12 protein-coding genes and 1 tRNA gene are annotated in these 17,939 nt (G+C 65.3%); 4 read left to right on the top strand and 9 right to left on the bottom strand.

Translation table 11 applies throughout. The annotated features are described in order from the left end of the window. Positions 1-223 precede the first annotated feature (223 nt). From AB4068_RS14000 to AB4068_RS13990, 3 genes are all read right to left on the bottom strand, one after another. Positions 224-1,204 (bottom strand): ribose-phosphate diphosphokinase, encoded by a 981-nt coding sequence (locus AB4068_RS14000; protein ID WP_028266439.1) that lies wholly within the window; start codon positions 1,202-1,204, stop codon positions 224-226. Beyond that, positions 1,201-2,709 (bottom strand): bifunctional UDP-N-acetylglucosamine diphosphorylase/glucosamine-1-phosphate N-acetyltransferase GlmU, encoded by a 1,509-nt coding sequence (glmU, locus tag AB4068_RS13995; RefSeq protein WP_441433685.1) that lies wholly within the window; start codon positions 2,707-2,709, stop codon positions 1,201-1,203. The genes AB4068_RS14000 and glmU overlap by 4 nt, the downstream gene beginning before the upstream one ends. Positions 2,710-2,863: 154 nt before the next feature. Further along, positions 2,864-2,935: transfer RNA gene (locus tag AB4068_RS13990), tRNA-Gln, on the bottom strand. Positions 2,936-3,124: 189 nt separating this feature from the next. Between AB4068_RS13990 and AB4068_RS13985 the strand changes: the two genes are divergently transcribed. Next, the gene (locus AB4068_RS13985) at positions 3,125-3,811 is read left to right on the top strand and encodes a TetR/AcrR family transcriptional regulator (RefSeq protein WP_370872197.1); all 687 of its coding nucleotides are present in this window, start codon (positions 3,125-3,127) and stop codon (positions 3,809-3,811) included. Between the two features lie 867 nt (positions 3,812-4,678). Here AB4068_RS13985 and AB4068_RS13980 read toward each other — a convergent pair. From AB4068_RS13980 to AB4068_RS13960, 5 genes are all read right to left on the bottom strand, one after another. After that, entirely contained in the window at positions 4,679-6,514 is a 1,836-nt protein-coding gene (locus tag AB4068_RS13980) for an ABC-F family ATP-binding cassette domain-containing protein (protein WP_441433684.1), read from the bottom strand. A 39-nt stretch (positions 6,515-6,553) separates the two neighbouring features. Beyond that, on the bottom strand, positions 6,554-7,531 hold the full coding sequence (locus tag AB4068_RS13975) for a 4-(cytidine 5'-diphospho)-2-C-methyl-D-erythritol kinase (RefSeq protein ID WP_441433683.1): 978 nt from the start codon (positions 7,529-7,531) through the stop codon (positions 6,554-6,556). Next, complete coding sequence (gene rsmA / locus AB4068_RS13970) at positions 7,528-8,409, bottom strand: 16S rRNA (adenine(1518)-N(6)/adenine(1519)-N(6))-dimethyltransferase RsmA (protein WP_441433682.1); 882 nt, start codon at positions 8,407-8,409, stop codon at positions 7,528-7,530. Before rsmA ends, AB4068_RS13975 begins: the two co-directional genes overlap by 4 nt. 107 nt (positions 8,410-8,516) lie before the next feature. Continuing rightward, a complete protein-coding gene (locus AB4068_RS13965) occupies positions 8,517-9,668 on the bottom strand; it encodes a resuscitation-promoting factor (protein WP_059387941.1) in 1,152 nt (383 codons plus the stop codon). A gap of 266 nt (positions 9,669-9,934) precedes the next feature. After that, the gene (locus tag AB4068_RS13960) at positions 9,935-10,819 is read right to left on the bottom strand and encodes a TatD family hydrolase (protein WP_306961210.1); all 885 of its coding nucleotides are present in this window, start codon (positions 10,817-10,819) and stop codon (positions 9,935-9,937) included. Positions 10,820-11,007: 188 nt separating this feature from the next. Between AB4068_RS13960 and AB4068_RS13955 the strand changes: the two genes are divergently transcribed. The 3 genes from AB4068_RS13955 (at position 11,008) to AB4068_RS13945 (ending at position 16,058) form a co-directional block, all read left to right on the top strand. Continuing rightward, positions 11,008-12,084 (top strand): AAA family ATPase, encoded by a 1,077-nt coding sequence (locus tag AB4068_RS13955; RefSeq protein ID WP_284989835.1) that lies wholly within the window; start codon positions 11,008-11,010, stop codon positions 12,082-12,084. Between the two features lie 24 nt (positions 12,085-12,108). Beyond that, entirely contained in the window at positions 12,109-13,527 is a 1,419-nt protein-coding gene (locus AB4068_RS13950; RefSeq protein ID WP_284989836.1) for a DUF58 domain-containing protein, read from the top strand. A gap of 155 nt (positions 13,528-13,682) precedes the next feature. Next, entirely contained in the window at positions 13,683-16,058 is a 2,376-nt protein-coding gene (locus AB4068_RS13945; protein ID WP_441433681.1) for a transglutaminase TgpA family protein, read from the top strand. A 215-nt stretch (positions 16,059-16,273) separates the two neighbouring features. Here the strand turns inward: AB4068_RS13945 and AB4068_RS13940 are convergent, their stop codons facing one another. Then, a complete protein-coding gene (locus AB4068_RS13940) occupies positions 16,274-17,755 on the bottom strand; it encodes an NAD-dependent succinate-semialdehyde dehydrogenase (RefSeq protein ID WP_441433680.1) in 1,482 nt (493 codons plus the stop codon). Positions 17,756-17,939 lie beyond the last annotated feature (184 nt).

Genomic DNA, 17,939 nt, shown 5'->3' with positions numbered 1-17,939 from the left:
ATATCAGTCTGACACTGCAGTCGAACACAAGACCCGCCAGCACACCCACCACACCCGGACAGCACCCCAACGGAAAGCGGCCCCCGACACCAAAACCGGGAGCCGCTCACCACTGCCTCTTGACAACAGCTTCTACATATCAGTTGGGTTGGACCAGCGATGAGTGGGCCCACGCCGGCGAGGGCCCCGGCCTGAGCTTGCGAAGGCTGGGAGCCGGTGGGGATCAGGCGTTGCCGTCGAAGAGGCTGGTGACGGAACCGTCGTCGAACACTTCGCGGATGGCGCGCGCAATCAACGGTGCGATCGACAGGACCGTGAGCTGCGGGAAGCGCTTGTCGGCCGGAATCGGCAAGGTGTTGGTGACGACCACCTCGCGGGCACCGGAATCGGCCAGGCGCTGTGCCGCCGGCTCGGAGAAGACGGCGTGGGTGCACGCGATGATGACGTCCTTGGCGCCGGCGTTCTTGAGGACCTGGACGGCGCCGGAGATCGTTCCACCGGTGTCGATCATGTCGTCGATCAGGACGCAGGTGCGGCCTTCGATCTGTCCGACGACGGTCTTCGAGACGGCCTGGTTCGGCACCGTGAGGTCGCGGCTCTTGTGGACGAACGCCAAAGGCGCACCGCCCAGGCGCTCGGCCCACTGTTCCGCAACGCGGACACGGCCGGTGTCCGGCGAGACAACGGTGATGTTGTCCGCTTCGACCCTGGTGCGGATGTAGTCGGCAAGCAGCGGAATGGCCATGAGGTGGTCCACCGGGCCGTCAAAGAACCCCTGGATCTGGGACGTGTGCAGGTCCACCGACATGATGCGGTCCGCGCCGGCGGTCTTGTAAAGGTCTGCCACCAAGCGGGCGGAGATCGGCTCGCGGCCGCGGCCCTTCTTGTCCTGCCGGGCGTACGGGTAGAACGGCGACACAACCGTGATCCGCTTCGCGGACGCGCGCTTCAGGGAATCGATCATGATCAACTGCTCCATGAGCCAGTTGTTCAGCGGGGCCGGGTGCGCCTGGATGACGAAGGCATCGGTGCCACGGACGCTCTCCGCTGAGCGCACATAGATCTCGCCGTTCGCGAAGTCGTAGGCGTCGATAGGCAGGAGTTCGGTCTCCAACTCCTTGGCGATTTCCTGCGCCAGCTCGGGGTGCGCCCGTCCGGCGGCGAGAACTAGTTTCTTCTCGCCGTGTGCGGTAATTTCGCTCATGCCTGTGTGCCCTCTTCTGTGGTTGCCGGAGTACTTGAGGAATCGGGGGTGGCAGTGAAGCCAAGCGCGGCTTGCGCAGCCTGCGCCCGTTGGGCCGAGTTGCTGCCCTGCCGGTTGGCGATGACCCAGCCTTCCGCGTTGCGCTGGGGAGCGACACTCAGGGTGAGGGCTCCGGCGGGAACGTCCTTGCGGATGATGGCACCGGCGCCGCTGTATGCGCCGTCGCCGATCGTTACGGGGGCCACGAAGACAGTGTTGGAACCGGTCCGTACACCGGAGCCGATCACCGTGCGGTGCTTCTTCTCGCCGTCGTAGTTGGCCGTGATGTTGCCGCAGCCGATGTTGGTGTCCTCGCCGATCTCGGCGTCGCCGGCGTAGCCGAGGTGGGACAGCTTGGAACCGCGGCCGATCGTCACGTTCTTGGTTTCGTAGAAGGCGCCGATCTTGCCGGTCTCCCCAAGGACAGTGCCGGGACGCAGGTAGGTGAACGGGCCAACGCTGGCTCCCGCACCGATGGTCGATCCTGAGCCGTGGGTGCGGGTCACCTTCGCGCCTTCGCCCACCAAAACGTCGGTGAGGGTCGTGTCGGGGCCGACGACGGCGTCGCGCGCCACGGTGGTGGTGCCGTGGAGCTGAGTGTTGGGCAGGAGGCGGACGTCTTCGTCCAGTGTGACGGTGGAATCGATCCAGGTGGTGGCCGGATCAACGACCGTGACGCCTGCACGCATCCACGCCTCGATGATGCGGCGGTTGTGCTCTGCGCCGAGCGCGGCGAGCTGGATACGGTCGTTGGCGCCCTCGACCTGCCAACGGTCGGCGGTGACGACGGCGGAAACCCGGCCTCCGGCGTAGCGCGCCAATTCAAGAACGTCAGTGAGGTATTTTTCTTGCTGGATGTTCTCGGTGGTCACTTTGCGCAACTGCTCGCGAAGCACCTTTGCGTCAAAAGCGTAGATGCCGGAGTTGACTTCGCGGATGGAACGTTCGGCGTCGCTCGCGTCTTTGTGTTCGCGGATGCCCAGCACGGTGCCGTCCTCGGCACGAAGGATGCGGCCATAGCCATTGGCGTCATCGAGCACCGCGGTCAGGACCGTCACGGCGTTGCCTTCGGATTCGTGCGTGGCGACCAGCTCGGACAGAAGGGAACCGGTCAGCAAAGGCACATCACCGTAGGTGACCACTACCGTGCCAGTGAGTTCTGCCTTCGCGTCCAAGGCGTCAAGGGCTACTTCCACCGCGCGCCCGGTCCCCGGAACATCGTCCTGGTCCACGATGACGGCGTCGGGATCGATCAGTTCAATGTGCGCGGCGACGAGGTCCCGCTCATGGCGGACCACGAGGGCCAGCTGCCGGGGATCGATGGAGCGCGCTGCGAGGATGGCGTGCGCCACCATGGAGCGTCCGCCGATTTCGTGGAGGATTTTGGGAGTCCGTGACTTCATCCGCGTACCGGCTCCGGCAGCTAGGACAATTACAGCGGCGGGGCCAGTAGTATCGGGGCTCACGAAGTCGCTCTCCTTGCTCGGTTACGTCCGGGCGAACCCGGCTGCGGCATCTGCTCTATCCTACTCTTGCCGATTCACAGCCTTCCGTGCAGCCAGTGGACAGCTTCGGGAGAGACGGTGCCTTCAGAGGCGGTGCCGGCAGACCACCGACAAGTTCCGCCCATAGGATTCGAACCTATACTCCACGGCTCCAAAGGCCGGGGTGCTGCCATTACACCAGAGCGGACCGTGCGCACTTAGCCCTTGCGGACGCAGGGTCCGCGGGGTTCCCGATTGACCGGGTCGCACACACAAGAATCTAGTTTGCCATGACCATCGCGGTGTTCGCGACTTGGCGCAACCCCGAGTCCTTTCCAGCGGTATTGGCGGGCACTCCAGAGGCCGCTTCACGCGTGCCATAAGGCATGATGGATGCGTGAGCAACAGCACAGGACTTCCCCGGCAGTCGACGGGTTCCAGGGTGATCAACCACCCACCCGCAGCCCAGGTTGTCCGTGCCCGGATGACAGGCTCCCAGCGCCGCTCCCAGCTCATCGAAATTGGCCGGGGCCTCTTTGCCGCCCGCGGCCTGGACGCCACGACCATCGACGAAATCGCAGCCGCCGCGGGCGTGTCCAAGCCGGTGATTTACGAGCACTTCGGCTCGAAGGAAGGCCTCTACACCCAGGTTGTGGAGTTCGAATTCCGGATCCTCCTCGACGCCATCAACGAGTCCCTCGCCGCCGAAGCCAAACCACGCGTCCTCGTTGAACAGGCGGCCCTTGCCTTGCTCGGCTACATCGAGGAGCGGAGCGACGGCTTCCGGATACTCATGCGCGACGCCCCGCCCTCCCAGCCCGAAGGCGCCTTCTCCACCCTCCTCTCCCACGTGGCCGATCGCGTAGAGGACCTCCTCGCCGACGAATTCGCCCGGCGCGGTTTCAGCGCAGCCGACGGCGCCATGTATGCCCAAATGCTCGTGGGCATGGTGGCGATGACCGGCCAATGGTGGCTGGACCACCGCGAGCCCGACAAACGCGCGGTAGCCGCCCACCTGGTCAACCTGGCATGGAACGGCCTGACGGGCCTGCAAAAGGAGCCGGAACTCCGGAGCGAGGGCTAGGGCGTCTGGTTGGCTTTTGCGGTTGCGGTTGCGTCCGTAGTCGCCTTCCCACGTGTCCGCGGTCGCCTCCGCGGTTGCGTTTCCGTGGTCGCCTCCGCGGCGCAACTGCCCTTCGCCGTCGCCGTCGCCCTTGGTCGCCTACGCGGAGCAACGGCCCTTCGCCGTCGCTTAGACACAGCGCATATGGGGTCTTCCGGTCGCTGAGCGACCTCCAAACCCCGATGCGCCGCGATGCGCTCCTACCCGAAGGCCCGCAGCACCGCTCTTGCCATCGTTCCGTTTGGCGCCTGGCCTTCAACGCCGAGGCGCTCCGTCGACACGCAAAATTCCTATCGACACTGGAATCCGCGCATCGGATTTCACTTTCTGCGTCGCTGGCAAATTTGGGGGTCGAGAATCGCCCCCGATTCACCAAACAGCCGCTTCGACCCGCGCCCGGACCTCCGACGCCGATGCGCCCCGTCGACGCGCAAAATTCCTATCGACACTGGAATCCGCGCAGCGATTTTCTCGATCTGTGTCGCGGGCAAATTTGTGTGTCAAGAATTGCCGAAGTCTCCCTTGTGCCTCGAGTTCCACGGCCCCCTACCCATCCCACCGCTGGCGGACGACGTCGGCAGTCCGCCCCCGCGAGGTGACTTACCCCCGCCGGAGGCGGTTCTTCCGAAAGGAGCGCATCGCGGCCCTTCGTGGGCCGGAGGTCGCTCAGCGAGCGAGCGGACCCTCTTGCGTCGAAGCGGCGTTCCGAGGGCCCCGAAGCGAGCTTGCGAGCTTTGGGAAGGAACCTCCGCGCTAAGCGACGCGGAAGGGCCGGCTCAGGCACCCAAGGTGACCACGCAAAGGATGCCGGCGCCCGTCCCAGCCCGCCTACTCCCCCAGGATCTCCGCCGCCTCGAGCCATTCGAGCTCCAGGCCTTCTTTTTCGTCAAGGAGTTCCTGGAGCTTGGTGTTCAGTTCGCCGAGGGCGTCGAAGTCGCCGGATTGGGACTTGGCCGCCATTTGGACGTGGAGCTTCTCTTCTTGTTGCGCGATTTTGCCCAGTTGACGGTCGATCCTGTTCAGGTCTTTGCGGGCTTCGCGCTTCTCTGCTTCGCTGGGCCCGGAGACTGCGGCACCCGAGCCGCTTCCCGCCGTCGGCCTCGCGCTGCCGCTCGACGCGCCGCCGGTCACCGCGCCGCTCGCCAGCGCGGCTTCACGCAATTCCAGGTACTGGTCCACGCCGCCCGGAAGTCCGCGGAGCTTGCCGTCACCCAGGAGTGCCATTTGGGAATCCGTGACGCGTTCCAGCAAGTAGCGGTCGTGGCTGACAACAACCAGCGTGCCAGGCCAGCCGTCCAGGACGTCTTCGACGGCGGCAAGCGTGTCGGTATCGAGGTCGTTGGTGGGTTCGTCGAGCATCAGGACGTTCGGTTCGCCCACAAGCAGACGCAGAAGTTGCAGGCGGCGCCGTTCGCCACCGGAAAGGTCGGTGACGGGAGTCCACTGCTTTTCCTTCGTGAACCCCAGCTGCTCCACGAGCTGGCCGGCCGTGAATTCCTTGCCGCCCACGCTGAAGGAGCGCTTCTCGCGTTCGATGACCTCGATCACGCGAAGGTCGGACACGTCATCGAGTTCCTTGACGTCCTGGCTGAGCACCGCCGTGACAACAGTCTTGCCGCGCTTGACCTTGCCTGAACTCGGCGTGATCTCGCCGTTAAGGAGCCTCAGGAGGGTGGACTTTCCGGCACCGTTGACGCCCACCAGCCCCAGCCGCTGTCCGGGAGCCAAGCGCAAGGTGACGTCGTCGAAGAGCTTCCGGCCGGCGTCGTCCCCCTTGAAGTCCAGGGAGACGCCTTCAAGGTCCAGCACGTCCTTGCCGAGGCGGGCGGTTGCCATCTTGCTGAGGGCCACCGAGTCGCGCGGATCAGGAACATCTGCGATCAGCTCGTTGGCGGCTTCGATGCGGAACTTGGGCTTGGACGTGCGCGCAGGGGCGCCCCGGCGCAGCCACGCCAGCTCCTTCTTGACCAGCTGTTGGCGCTTGCTTTCGACGACGGACGCCGTGCGGTCACGCTCGGCGCGGGCCAACACGTAGGCAGCGTAACCGCCATCGAACGGGTCCACTATGGCGTCGTGCACTTCCCACGTCCGGTTGCAGACTTCGTCCAGGAACCAACGGTCGTGAGTCACCACAAGGAACGCGCCTTGGTTGGCGCGCCAGCGGGTCTTCAAGTGCCGGGAAAGCCAGGCGACGCCTTCCACATCGAGGTGGTTGGTTGGTTCGTCGAGCATGATGACGTCGTGGTCTTCGATGAGCAGCTTGGCCAGGGCGACCCTGCGCTTTTGTCCGCCGGAGAGGGCATGCACGTTGGCGTGCCAATCGACGTCGGCCACGAGGCCACCCATGATCTCGCGGATTTTGGGGTTCGCGGCCCATTCGTGGTCGGCTTGGTCGCCGACGATCGCGGCGCCGACCGTGAGGTCGCCGTCGAGCACGTCGGACTGGTCGAGGTAGCCGACGTTGACGTCGCCGCGTTTGGTGACGCGGCCGGAGTCCGGCGTCGAGCGCAATGCCAGCAAGCGCATCAGCGTGGATTTGCCGTCGCCGTTGCGCCCGACCATGCCGATCCTGTCGCCGTCCTCCAAACCAAGGGTTACGCCGTCGAGGATGGTGCGGGTTGCGAATGAAACGGTGAGGTTTTCACCGCCAAGCAGGTGGGCCACTGGGTACTACTTTCTGGTGTGAACAGTCAGGGCGACGTGTCAAAGAAGGGTATCGGAGATGATTCGGGCACCCGGAACCGGGCCGTGCACAGCAAGGGCGTTGTGTCCCAGGTGCCGAAGGTCCTCGGCGAGCCCCTCGGCCGCCCGGGGGTTGTGGGCAAGCAAAGCCACGGTGGGGCCGGAACCGGAAACAATCCCGGCCAGGGCACCGCTGGACTCCCCTATCCCTATGGTGTCCCGCAATTGCGGGGCCAGCTCGATCGAGGCGCGCTGGAGGTCGTTGATGAGGACTTTGCTCAAGGCATCGGGATTCCCGTCGCGCAGCGCCTGAAGGATCTTGGCGTCCACCTCGAGCGGCTCGGGGATGTCGAGTCCCTCGGTGGTCCGAAGCCTGTCCAAGGTGTGGAAAACCGCGGGTGTGGAAAGTCCGTAGTCTGCGCAGACGAGGACCCAGTCCATCTGCGCTTTCGCGAGTGCAGGTGAGAGTTCGTCGCCCACGCCAAGCCCGACGGCGGTACCTCCGAGAAGCGAGAACGGCACATCCGCGCCCAGCTCGGCTGCAAGGTGGGCCAGTTCTTCGCGTGACAAACCACTGTTCCAGAGGGCATCGCAGGCCAGGAGTGTCGCCGCGGCGTCGGCCGAGCCGCCGCCCATGCCCCCGGCGACGGGGACGCGCTTGGTGATTTCCAAATGCACGCCCGTGGCTTTCTCCGAGACATCCCTCATGATGGCGGCAGCCTTGTAGGCCAGGTTCCGCTCGTCCAGCGGGATGTCCACACCGTCGAGGTCCAAGGTGCTTGAGGGAGCGATGCTGACCGTGATCCCGGTCCCCTCCGTGCTCGTTGCGGCTACTTCCTCGTACAGGGACACCGCGAGATACACGCTGGCCACAGAGTGGTAGCCGTCGGGCCGCAAGGAGCCGACGTTGAGGGAAACGTTCACTTTGCCGGGTGCCCGGACGCGTACGGTCCGTGCGACGAAGCGCCCGCGGTTCGCACCGCCGATTGCCGGATTCATGCGTCCAGGGGGTGGCGTGCCTCGGCGATCCGGACAAACGCGTTGATATCGAGCACCTCTCCGCGGGCAGTCGGATCAACGCCTGCAGCGACAATGAAACGTTCGGCCTCCGCCGCGCTCCCCGCCCACGTCGCGAGGGCCGCGCGGAGCGTCTTGCGCCGCTGGGCAAAAGCGGCGTCGATGACTGCGAAGACCTGTTCGCGCGTGGCGTGCGTTGCCGGCGGCGCGCCGCGGGTGAAGGACACCAGGCCGGAGTGGATCTTGGGGGCCGGCCAGAACACATTCATGCCGATCACGCCGGCCTTGCGCATGTGGCCGTACCAGGCGGCCTTGACCGAGGGGACTCCGTAGATCTTGGAGCCCGGCCCCGCGGCCAGCCGGTCCGCCACCTCGTCCTGGACCATGACCAGCCCGTGTTGCAGGCTCGGGAAATGTTGGAGCAGGTGCAGGACCACGGGGACGGCGACGTTGTACGGCAGGTTGGCCACGAGAGCCGTCGGCTCAACCGGAAGTTCGGTGACCTTCATGGCGTCGGAGAGGACTAGGTGGAATTCGTCCACGGCTTCCGGGCGCCACGTGCGCACTGTTTCCGGCAACTTGCCGGCCAGTACGGGATCGATCTCGACGGCGACAACTGTCTTGGCGGCGTCGAGCAGGCCGAGCGTCAGCGAACCCAGCCCGGGGCCGACCTCCAGCACGGTTTCCTCGGGATCAATACCGGCGGCGGAGACGATCCTCCTGATCGTGTTGCCGTCGATGACGAAGTTCTGGCCCAGGGTCTTTGTGGGGCGGACACCGATTTCCTCGGCGAGCCGTCGGATGTCCGCAGCTCCCAGAAGGGGCGCGACGGCGGCGGGTTCGGAATTCGGTTCAGTCACCTAGGTATCGTATCGTCTGAGCGACCGGCGGGAGCGCCGCCTCTTGGCTTCAGCACGCGAAAAGGCCGGGCCCGAAAAATTCCGGACCCGGCCACGTTCATTTTTGCCTAGCTGGATGCTGCCCATCCGCAGCCCCACGGAGACAGGCCGCGCTGCGCGTAGACGCGGTTGGCGATGTCGATCTGCTGGGCCTTGCTGGCGGCGGCGGCGTTGGGAGCGTAAGCGCCACCGCCGGAACCGATCCAGGTCTGGATGTCGAACTGCAGGCCACCGTAGTAACCGTTGCCGGTGTTGATGGCCCAGTTCCCGCCGGACTCACACTGTGCGATCTTGTCCCACATTGCCTCGTTCGGCGCACCCGTAGGTCCGGAGGCAACAGCTGCGGCAGGTGCGGGCTTGGGGCGTTCCTTGGTTCCGACCGTTACCTTCGCGGAGACCGGCTTGACGGTGACGTCCGAGGAGACCAACGTCCGGGAAGCCTCACGGCCATCCACCAGGACGAGCTTGAACGTCTTGCTGAGCAGCCCGAGGACCCCTTCCTGGGTGACCGTCTTCTGGTCGCTGAACTGGGTGGCGTCTTCCGTCGTGACCGTGTCGAACGGGACGTTCTCGGTCTCGGTGGCGGTCTTGCTGGTGTCCACCCGCGAAACCTTGATCACCATGTTCTGGACAACGGGAGCCGAATTGGGCTGCGAAACCCGGTCGTTGGCGCCAAGCGAGACGCCGGCATCGCTGAGGACGGTGCCCACGTCGGCCGCCGTCGTGGTCTTTGCCGAACTCTGACCGTCGACAATCAGGCTGATCGTCTTGGGGGTCAGGATCGAAACGTAGGATCCGGAGACGGCCAGCTGCGTGTCTTTCGGCTGCGAGACGGCCGATGCGCTCGCGACGCCGAGCTCGGAAACGAGGCCTTCGACGTTGGGGGCGGTGGTGTTGACCGTCCGCTGGGCGCCATCAAGGCTGACGGTGACGGCCTTGGCCAGGTTGACGTTGATGATGGAACCGTTCTGCACCGAGGCGTCCAAGGCCGGGGATACCCGGTCTTCAGCCTTCAGATCGACCTTGGCTGCCTTGACCACTTGGTCAACGGTGTTGCCGAAGGTCTGGACGGAACTCACTTTGCCGTCGACGTTGAGGGTGACTGATTTGTTGTTGCCTGTAAAAGCAACCACTCCCAGCACCAGTGCCGAAAGCACCAGCAGCTGCGCACCGACTTTGACGAAACTGAACTTGCCGCCCGTGGTGAAGAACTTAACCATGTTTGCCCGTAACTTTTGGACCATCCGGGCACGGGGAAAAGCGCACAGGGGCCTCCTGCCGCGGTCCCGGATGCCTGCCGAAGCATGCTGGAGGACTGCAGCGGAGTTGTGCGCCGCCACACTCAATTCAACTGAAAACACCAATTGCGAACGGAGTTAGTTGTCCGAAGGCCTTCCCCGACCCCGGCTACTGGTTACCCACTGTAACCGAAGCGTTATAAAGTGACCAAGATTTTTACATACTGGGTATGTAAACCGGATTCGGCTCAGTCCCAGGAACCGTACGTTGCGACGGTGTTTTGGGCCAGTTGCGAGCACAGCGTGGAAAGCTCGGTTCCGGTCACTTCGGCCATGGAACGAACGGTGTACGGCACCATGTAGCTCGCGTTCGGACGGCCCCGGTAGGGGTGCGGCGTGAGGAACGGGGAATCCGTTTCGACGAGCACCAGTTCCGGATCCGCGATGGCCAGCGCGTCCCGCAGATTTGCGGCGTTCTTGAACGTCATGGTGCCCGCAAAGGACATGTACCAGCCGTTCAGGTTACAGATCCGCGCCAGTTCTTCATCGCCCGAGAAGCAATGGAACACCACCCGCTCCGGGGCCCCCTCCTCCCGGAGAACCTGGACGACGTCGTCATGCGCGTCACGGTCGTGGATCTGGAGGGTGAGGTCCAGCCGCTTCGCAATATCGATGTGGCGGCGGAACGAATGGCGCTGGTGCACCAGGCCGTCGCCATGGGTGCGGTAGAAATCAAGGCCGGTCTCACCGATCGCACGAACCCGAGGATGCGCCGCAAGCTCCTCGATTTCCGCGAGCGCCGATTCCAGCTCTCCGCGTCCCGCGTACACGGGGGCATCGTTGGGGTGGATCGCGACAGCTCCGAGGAGCCGCCGGTCCGCGTCCAGCGCCTGGACCGTGAACCGCGATGACTCAAGGTCGCAACCTACCTGCACGGCGCCCTGGACCCCCACGGCTTCGGCGGCGTCCAAAGCATCCGCGACGGCTACTTCGAGCAGGCCGTGCCGGAAATCGAGGTGCGTGTGGTTGTCCATCACGGGGACCGGCAGCGGTTCGGGAGCGGGCGGGTATTCCTTGCGGGAATCGCCGGTTTCAGTTGCGCGGTAGGAAGCCGGTGGGAGGGAATTGCACATGGATCCACCCTATCTTTCCCTGCTGATGCCTTCGGGACCGCGAGCTAATCCCCCGTGTATCCATTCCTCAAGAACATGCCTCTGTCTGCGGCGGCCGTAGGCTGGGTAGTCTGGTACAAAAGGCGGTATATCCCGGCCAGGGCACCGCGGCCCGGCTGGGGTTTCTGTCATGGCTGAGGGGATTGTCCATGGACTCAAAGCGACACGGCACCGTTGACGAAGAGTTGCTACGGGACGAGGCCGTGGTTGCCTTGCCGCCTGAGCGCGAGTCCCTTAACGGGCACAAGCCGAGCGTCATGGATCCTGGGCAATTCCATGCTGCCAGCGAGAAGATCCTGGCGGCCATCAACAAAGTGATCGACGGCAAGGCCGAGGCCGCCACGCTTGCCCTCACCGTGCTCCTCGCCCAAGGCCACCTGTTGGTGGAGGACGTGCCGGGCGTTGGCAAGACGCTGCTCGCCAAGACCCTCGCCCGGACCATCGATTGCAAGGTCAGCCGTATCCAGTTCACCCCGGACCTGCTTCCTTCGGATGTCACGGGCGTCTCCATCTACAACCAGTCCTCGCGGCAGTTCGAGTTCCGGATGGGTGCGGTGTTCGCCAACATCGTGATCGGCGACGAAATCAATCGCGCCTCCGCGAAGACGCAGTCCGCCCTCCTCGAATGCATGGAGGAACACCAGGTGACAGTGGACGGCCATTCGTACCAGCTGGGCGAACCGTTCATGGTTGTCGCGACGCAGAATCCCATCGAGATGGAAGGAACGTATCCGTTGCCGGAGGCGCAGCGGGACCGTTTCATGGCCCGCATCTCAATGGGCTACCCCGACAAGCTCTCGGAGATCGAGATGCTCGAGACGCATCAGGCTGTCTCACCCCTCGCCAAAGTCACCCCTGTGGTCACTTCCGCGGACGTAGCCGCGATGATCGCCACGGTACAGCAGGTTTACGTTTCCCAATCGGTCAAGGAATATACGGTTGCCTTGGGCCGGGCCACGCGCGACAGCGCACGCCTGCGCCTCGGAGCCAGCCCCCGTTCCCTGCTGCAACTACTGCGGGCGGCCAAAGCGACGGCCGCCCTTGACGGCAGGGATTTCGTCCTTCCCGACGACGTCATTTCCGTCGCTGAGTCCGTTCTGGCACACCGCATCATCCTTGACCGCAAGGCCGCGAGTTCCGGTGACACTCCGCAGAGCATCATCCGGGCCATCCTGGCCTCCCTCCCCGTCAGCCAGGACGCCGGCGCGGAACGCCGCGGCGCCTAGGGGAAGCGAAGAAGGGGGGCAGGCATGGCGCTGGTCGATCTACTTCCGAAGCATCTGTTCACGACCCGCGGGTGGGGCTTGCTTGCCAGCGGCGTGGGTTCCTTGCTGCTTGCCCAGATCATGGGCAGGCGGGATCTGCTGGCCCTGGGGATCCTGCTGTTGGTGCTGCCGCTGGTATCGCTTGCCGGGGTCCGTATCCTCAAACCGCGCTTCCAGGTGTTCCGCGAATTCCATCCCTCCTCCGTGGAAACCTCTTCCACGGCCACGGTGCGCTTGGCAGTGGCACGGACCGGTGCAGCCGCCGGGCCGGTGATCATGGAGGAGCAGTTGCCGCCGCGCTTCGGCGAACCTCCGGCCTTTCGCTTTCCTGCCCGCGCCGCTTCCGGCGGCACCAGCCGCTATGAATACCATTTGCGCTCCGGTAAGCGCGGCCAGTTCAAGATCGGTCCGGTGACGGCCGAGTTCTGCGATCCCTTCGGCTTGTCGCTGCACCGCCACGAGATCGACGACGGCGACATCCTCACCGTGACGCCTGCCGCCGTCGAACTCCCCGCCACCGGCCTGGCCGGCGCGCGCGGAAACGACGGCGTGACGGCCACCCGGATCCGCGCCAACCCCAGTGACGACGACGTGATGACCCGCGAATACCGGCACGGGGACCCCATGCGACGCGTCCACTGGGCCGCGACAGCGCGGCACGGAGAGCTCATGGTGCGGCAGGAGGAATCCGTCACCACGCCAGAGGCGACCATCATCCTGGACCAGCGCTATTCCGCTTTCGTGTCCGGCCCGGCCGCGGTCTTCGGCCCTGCGCACGACGACGCTTTTGAACTGGTGAGCAGCGAGAACTTCGAATGGGTCGTGACGGCGGCGATGTCGATCAGCACCCACCTCGCCGATCGCAACTATTCGCTGCGGTTCCTGGATGCCGCGGGACACCCCGCATTCCGTTCATCCCGCTCCGCCCCGTATCCCGAAACCGAGGAATTCAGTGGTTTGGGAGGCCTGCAGTCCATTGCCGAAAGCCTCGCCGCCATCCAGCTCAGCGGTCCACGGCACGTCCACGGCGAGCGCGGCCGTAAAGAAACCGCCGCCGTCGAGGGTGCAGAGGCCCCCTTCGACGACCACCTGATGGACAAGCTGGCCGCGCACCGCCTCCGTGGCCCCGTTCTCGCGCTGCTTGGCAACATGCCGCTCTCCGAGGCCCGGGCGTTGGCGCCGGCCGCCGGCTACGGGGCCAACGCATTTGCCCTCGTTGTTACCGACCACCCGCGCCATGTCCAGCCTGTCATCGAAGCCCTCAAGCTGGGCGGATGGCGTGCCGTCGCCGTGAGCTCGAGGACGGACCTTCCCGCCGCCTGGGCCGGCTTCGATCAGGGAGAGATCCTCGCAGCTGCTGCCGCAGCGATGGACGTCCGCCGTGGCGCGGCGGTGCCACGATGACCACAACCTCCAGGAACGGCCCCCCGGGACGGCCCCCGAGCCCGGAGCCGGCGGGGACAAGTGACCCCTCCTCCAATAGTCCGGGAAGGTCCAGCGGTCCGGGAAGGGCGCCCCTTTCCCCGCGGAAGCCGGGACCTGGAGCCTACCCTTGGGCAATGTCGGCGGCCATCGCTTTCGCCGTACTCGGAGCCTCGCTCTCCCTCAACGGGGTTTTCAGGGGCTGGGCATGGTTGGTTCCCGCTATCACCACGGTGTTCGTCGTCGGATTGACCCTCGCCGTCCTTCGTGCCTTGAGGGTCCACCCGGTACTCACCACTTTGGGCGGGTTTCTCGCCTTGGTGTTCATCCTCGACTTCACGTTCTTCCGGCCGGAAAGCATCGCGGGCTTCATTCCTTCCGGCGCGACCCTTGACACGCTGGGCCAATTCCTGAAACGGGCCGGCGAAACGGTGGTATCTGAGACGGCACCCGTCTCCCCGAACGCCGGAATAGTTTTCGTTGCGTGCGCGGGGCTGGGCTTGGTAGCTCTCCTCATCGACGCCTTGGCCGTCCCGCTCGGCATGCCCGCGACAAGTGGACTGGGCCTGCTGGTAGTCCTCGTGTTCCCGGCGACCATCAAGCCGCAAGGCGGCGGCCTGCCCGGATTCCTGGCTGCCGCCGTCGGATTCATCCTGATCCTGGGCTGCAGCCAGTGGTTCGCACCGGACTCGAGGCTGCAGACCGACAACGCCCACGGTACGGGGCAGCTCAAACGGTCCATGGTGATCGGTGGCGTGGCCCTGGTGCTGGGGCTGCTGTTGCCGTTGGCGGTTCCGGGCTTTGAGCGCGGGACGTTTCCGGTCGGTTCGAGGCTGAATCCCTGGGGCGTGTCCAACGGCCTGAATCCCATGATCACGCTCGGCAACAGCCTGCGGAATCCCACCGGTGACGGCAGCATCACCTACGCCACGAGTTCCACGGCCCCGGTGTACTTGCGTTCGGTCACCATTGACAAGTTCGACGGCGATACCTGGGCGCCGGACGACCGCGAAGCCTCCCGGCGCATCGGGCCTGGCCGGATGGCGCCCGACTACCCGCTCCCTGCCGAGCTGGTCCGCCAATTGACCGTGGTCGATACCGGACAGTTCACCAGCCCGTATCTCCCGGTCCCCTATGCCCCGACCGCCGTCAACGGCCTGAGCGGACGCTGGTCCTGGGATCCCGAGACACTGAGCATCCGCGGCGAGGACAGCACCACCCGGAACCAGCAGTACACGGTATATTCGGCGCTGCCTTCCGTGACGTCCGCGACGTTGAGCCAGGACAATGCCAAGCCCACCTCCATCTCGCAGGATTTCATCCAGTTGCCAAGCAATGTTCCTGACATTGTGAAGAACACCGCCAAGACAGTGACGGCAGGCGCCAACGGCAACTATGCCAAGGCGATGGCGATCCAGAACTATCTCCGCTCGTCCCAGTTCAGCTACTCCCTGCAGGCTCCCGTCCAGGGCGGTTATGACGGCAACGGCCTGTCCGTGCTGGCGGATTTCCTGCAGCAGAAGAGCGGCTATTGCGTGCACTTCGCTTCCGCGATGGCCGTCATGGCACGGCTGGAGGGAATCCCGAGCCGCATCGCCGTCGGCTACGCGCCGGGCCACGCCACGGGGGCCACAGTTGCCGTGGCGGGACAGGAACCCCTTCCCGAATACCAGGTGGATGCCCGCGACGCCCATGCCTGGCCCGAGCTCTATTTCGAGGGAGTCGGTTGGGTCGCCTTCGAACCAACCCCTTCCCGCGGCGTGGTCCCGCCCTACGCGAGCGACCCTGTTGCAGCGGGCGGCCCGAGCACCAACCTGCATGACGAAAACCTGGCCCCGGGTGCCTCGACTCCCGCGCCGAGCACCGCCGCTGTACCGCCCGTTGCGGGTCCGGGGGTCGGACCGGGCACGGGCACCGGTTCCGCGGCCATTTTGTACGTCACCGCAGCGGCGCTCCTTTTGGCGGTGTTGGTGGCCTCCCCGCGGCTGGTCCGCTCCGGCATCCGGGCGCGGCGCCTGAGGCCGGGTGGTCCGGTCCTGGCATGGGCTGAGCTCCAGGACCTCGCCACGGATTACGGTGTACCGCCGGTGCCGAGCGAAACGGCGCGGCATTTCGCGGCCCGATTGAGCAACTCGGCTGTGCTCGGCGCGCCCGTGGCGGCAGCGTCGCCGTCGGGAGCCGACGACGACGCCGGGCAGCACGCAGTAGCCTCGCTCACGGGCGACTTCGAACGGCAGCGTTACGGTCCCCCGGCGGGCGTCCCTGCGGACACTGCGGCGGAGCAAGCGAACGCGGCCCCGATCCGGATCGCGGCTGTCCGTGCGGCGTTCCGGCGCAATGCCACATGGTTCGAGGCCTTCCGTGCGGATTGGTTCCCGCCATCCTTGATGTCCCGGTGGTTCCAGCTCCTATCGACCCCCTTCCGTTGGCTGGGTGGCATGTCCACCGCCGCGGCTCGCCGTGCGGCAGCATCCTGGCAAAGGCTGTTCAGTTCCATCCGCTGGCGGCCCTGACCCAACTCACTAGCAGTTGTTGTCGTTATGGGCGCCTAAAACGACAGTGAGGGGCCACGCCGCCAGGGTTCCCTGGCCGAGCTTGCGAGGCGAGGGTGGCGGTGGGGATCAGTTGGGATGGAACGGCAAAGGCAGGGCACCGGAACCCAAAGGTTCAGTGCCCTGCCTTTCACTCAACGGCAGTTCCCCGTTGCGAGAGGTCCGCCGAAGTCCTACTAGTCGGCGTAGGGATCCGCGATGCCGACGTACTGCGTGGTGAGGTATTCCTCGATGCCTTCGAAACCGCCTTCACGGCCCAGGCCTGACTGCTTCACGCCACCGAACGGTGCCGCGGCGTTGGAGATGACGCCTGCGTTGAGGCCGAGCATGCCGGTCTCGATCTTTTCGCTGACGCGCAGTCCACGGTTCAGGTCCCTGGTGTAGACGTAGGCCACCAGGCCGTATTCGGTGTTGTTGGCCAGTTTGATGGCCTCATCCTCGCTCTTGAAGGTGATGATCGGCGCAACGGGCCCGAAGATTTCTTCCTTCAGGATGCGCGCGTCCGCGGACACGTTCTTGAGCACGGTGGGCTGGTAGAAGTAGCCCGGGCCGTACACCGGGGCACCGCCGGTGACGGCGACCGCTCCGTTGGCAACGGCGTCGGACACGAGTGCATGCACCCCGTTTCGGGCCTTGCCGTCGATCAACGGGCCGACCGTGGAGTCCGGTTCGGTACCGCGCGCGGTGTTCAGTGCCGAGATCTTGGCAGCGAACTTGTCGGCGAAGGCGTCAGCGATGGAGTCATGCACAATGAAGCGGTTGGCTGCAGTGCAAGCCTCGCCCATGTTGCGCATCTTGGCCGCGACGGCGCCTTCGACAGCCCTGTCCAGGTCGGCGTCCTCGAAGACCACGAACGGGGCGTTGCCGCCGAGTTCCATGGAGCTGCGCAAGACCTTGTCCGCGGCTTCGCGCATGAGGGCCTGTCCGACGGCGGTGGAACCCGTGAAGGAGATCTTGCGCAGGCGGTCGTCCTTGATCAGGGGCCCGGTGACGGCGCCGGCCGTGGAGGTCTGGATGACGTTGAGCACGCCTGCGGGGAGGCCTGCTTCCTGCATGACCTGTGCGAAGAGCAGGCTGGTCAGCGGGGTCAGGTTGGCGGGCTTGAGGACCATGGTGCAGCCGGCGGCCACCGCGGGGGCAATCTTGCGGGTGGCCATGGCCAGCGGGAAGTTCCACGGGGTAATCAGGAGGCACGGACCAACCGGCTTCTTCTGGACGAGGATGCGGTTCTTGCCGTCCGGAGCTGCGGAGTAGCGGCCGCTGACGCGGACGGCTTCCTCGGAGAACCAGCGCAGGAACTCGGCTCCATAGGCTACTTCACCGCGGGCTTCGGCCAAGGGCTTTCCCATTTCCAAGGTCATGAGCAGTGCGAAGTCTTCGGCACGTGCCGTGACCAGCTCGAATGCCCGGCGCAGGATTTCGCCACGCTCGCGCGGAGCTGTACGGGCCCAGGAAGCCTGGGCGGCTGCGGCAGCGTCCATCGCCGCGGCGCCGTCTTCCACTCCGGCGTCGGAGATGCTCACGAGCACCTTGCCGGTGGAGGGATCCTCGACGTCGAACGTCTTGCCGGACGCGGCAGGCAGCCACTGGCCGTTGATGAGCAGCCCCGTGGGAACGGAGGCGAGAAGTTCGCTTTCGCGATCGGCGGTAACAGTCACAGTGACTCCTTCGTCAGTCAGCGCACGTTGTAGGGATGCACCAACACTTGATTTTTGTGGAATTACTGTCACGGTACTGCCCGCCGCGAAGCAGTGTCTACGCCTTCGCGCACTGCCGCGGGCGCAAGAGTTTGTGCAGTTGCACAGCCCCGGAGTGGGGGCTGAAGCAACCGCGCCGCAAGCA

The sequence above is a fragment of the Arthrobacter sp. 2RAF22 genome, assembly GCF_052115325.1.
Lineage (GTDB): Bacteria > Actinomycetota > Actinomycetes > Actinomycetales > Micrococcaceae > Arthrobacter.
The sequence above is the reverse complement of the archived record's forward strand: the minus strand, read 5'-3'. Positions and strand labels throughout refer to the sequence as shown.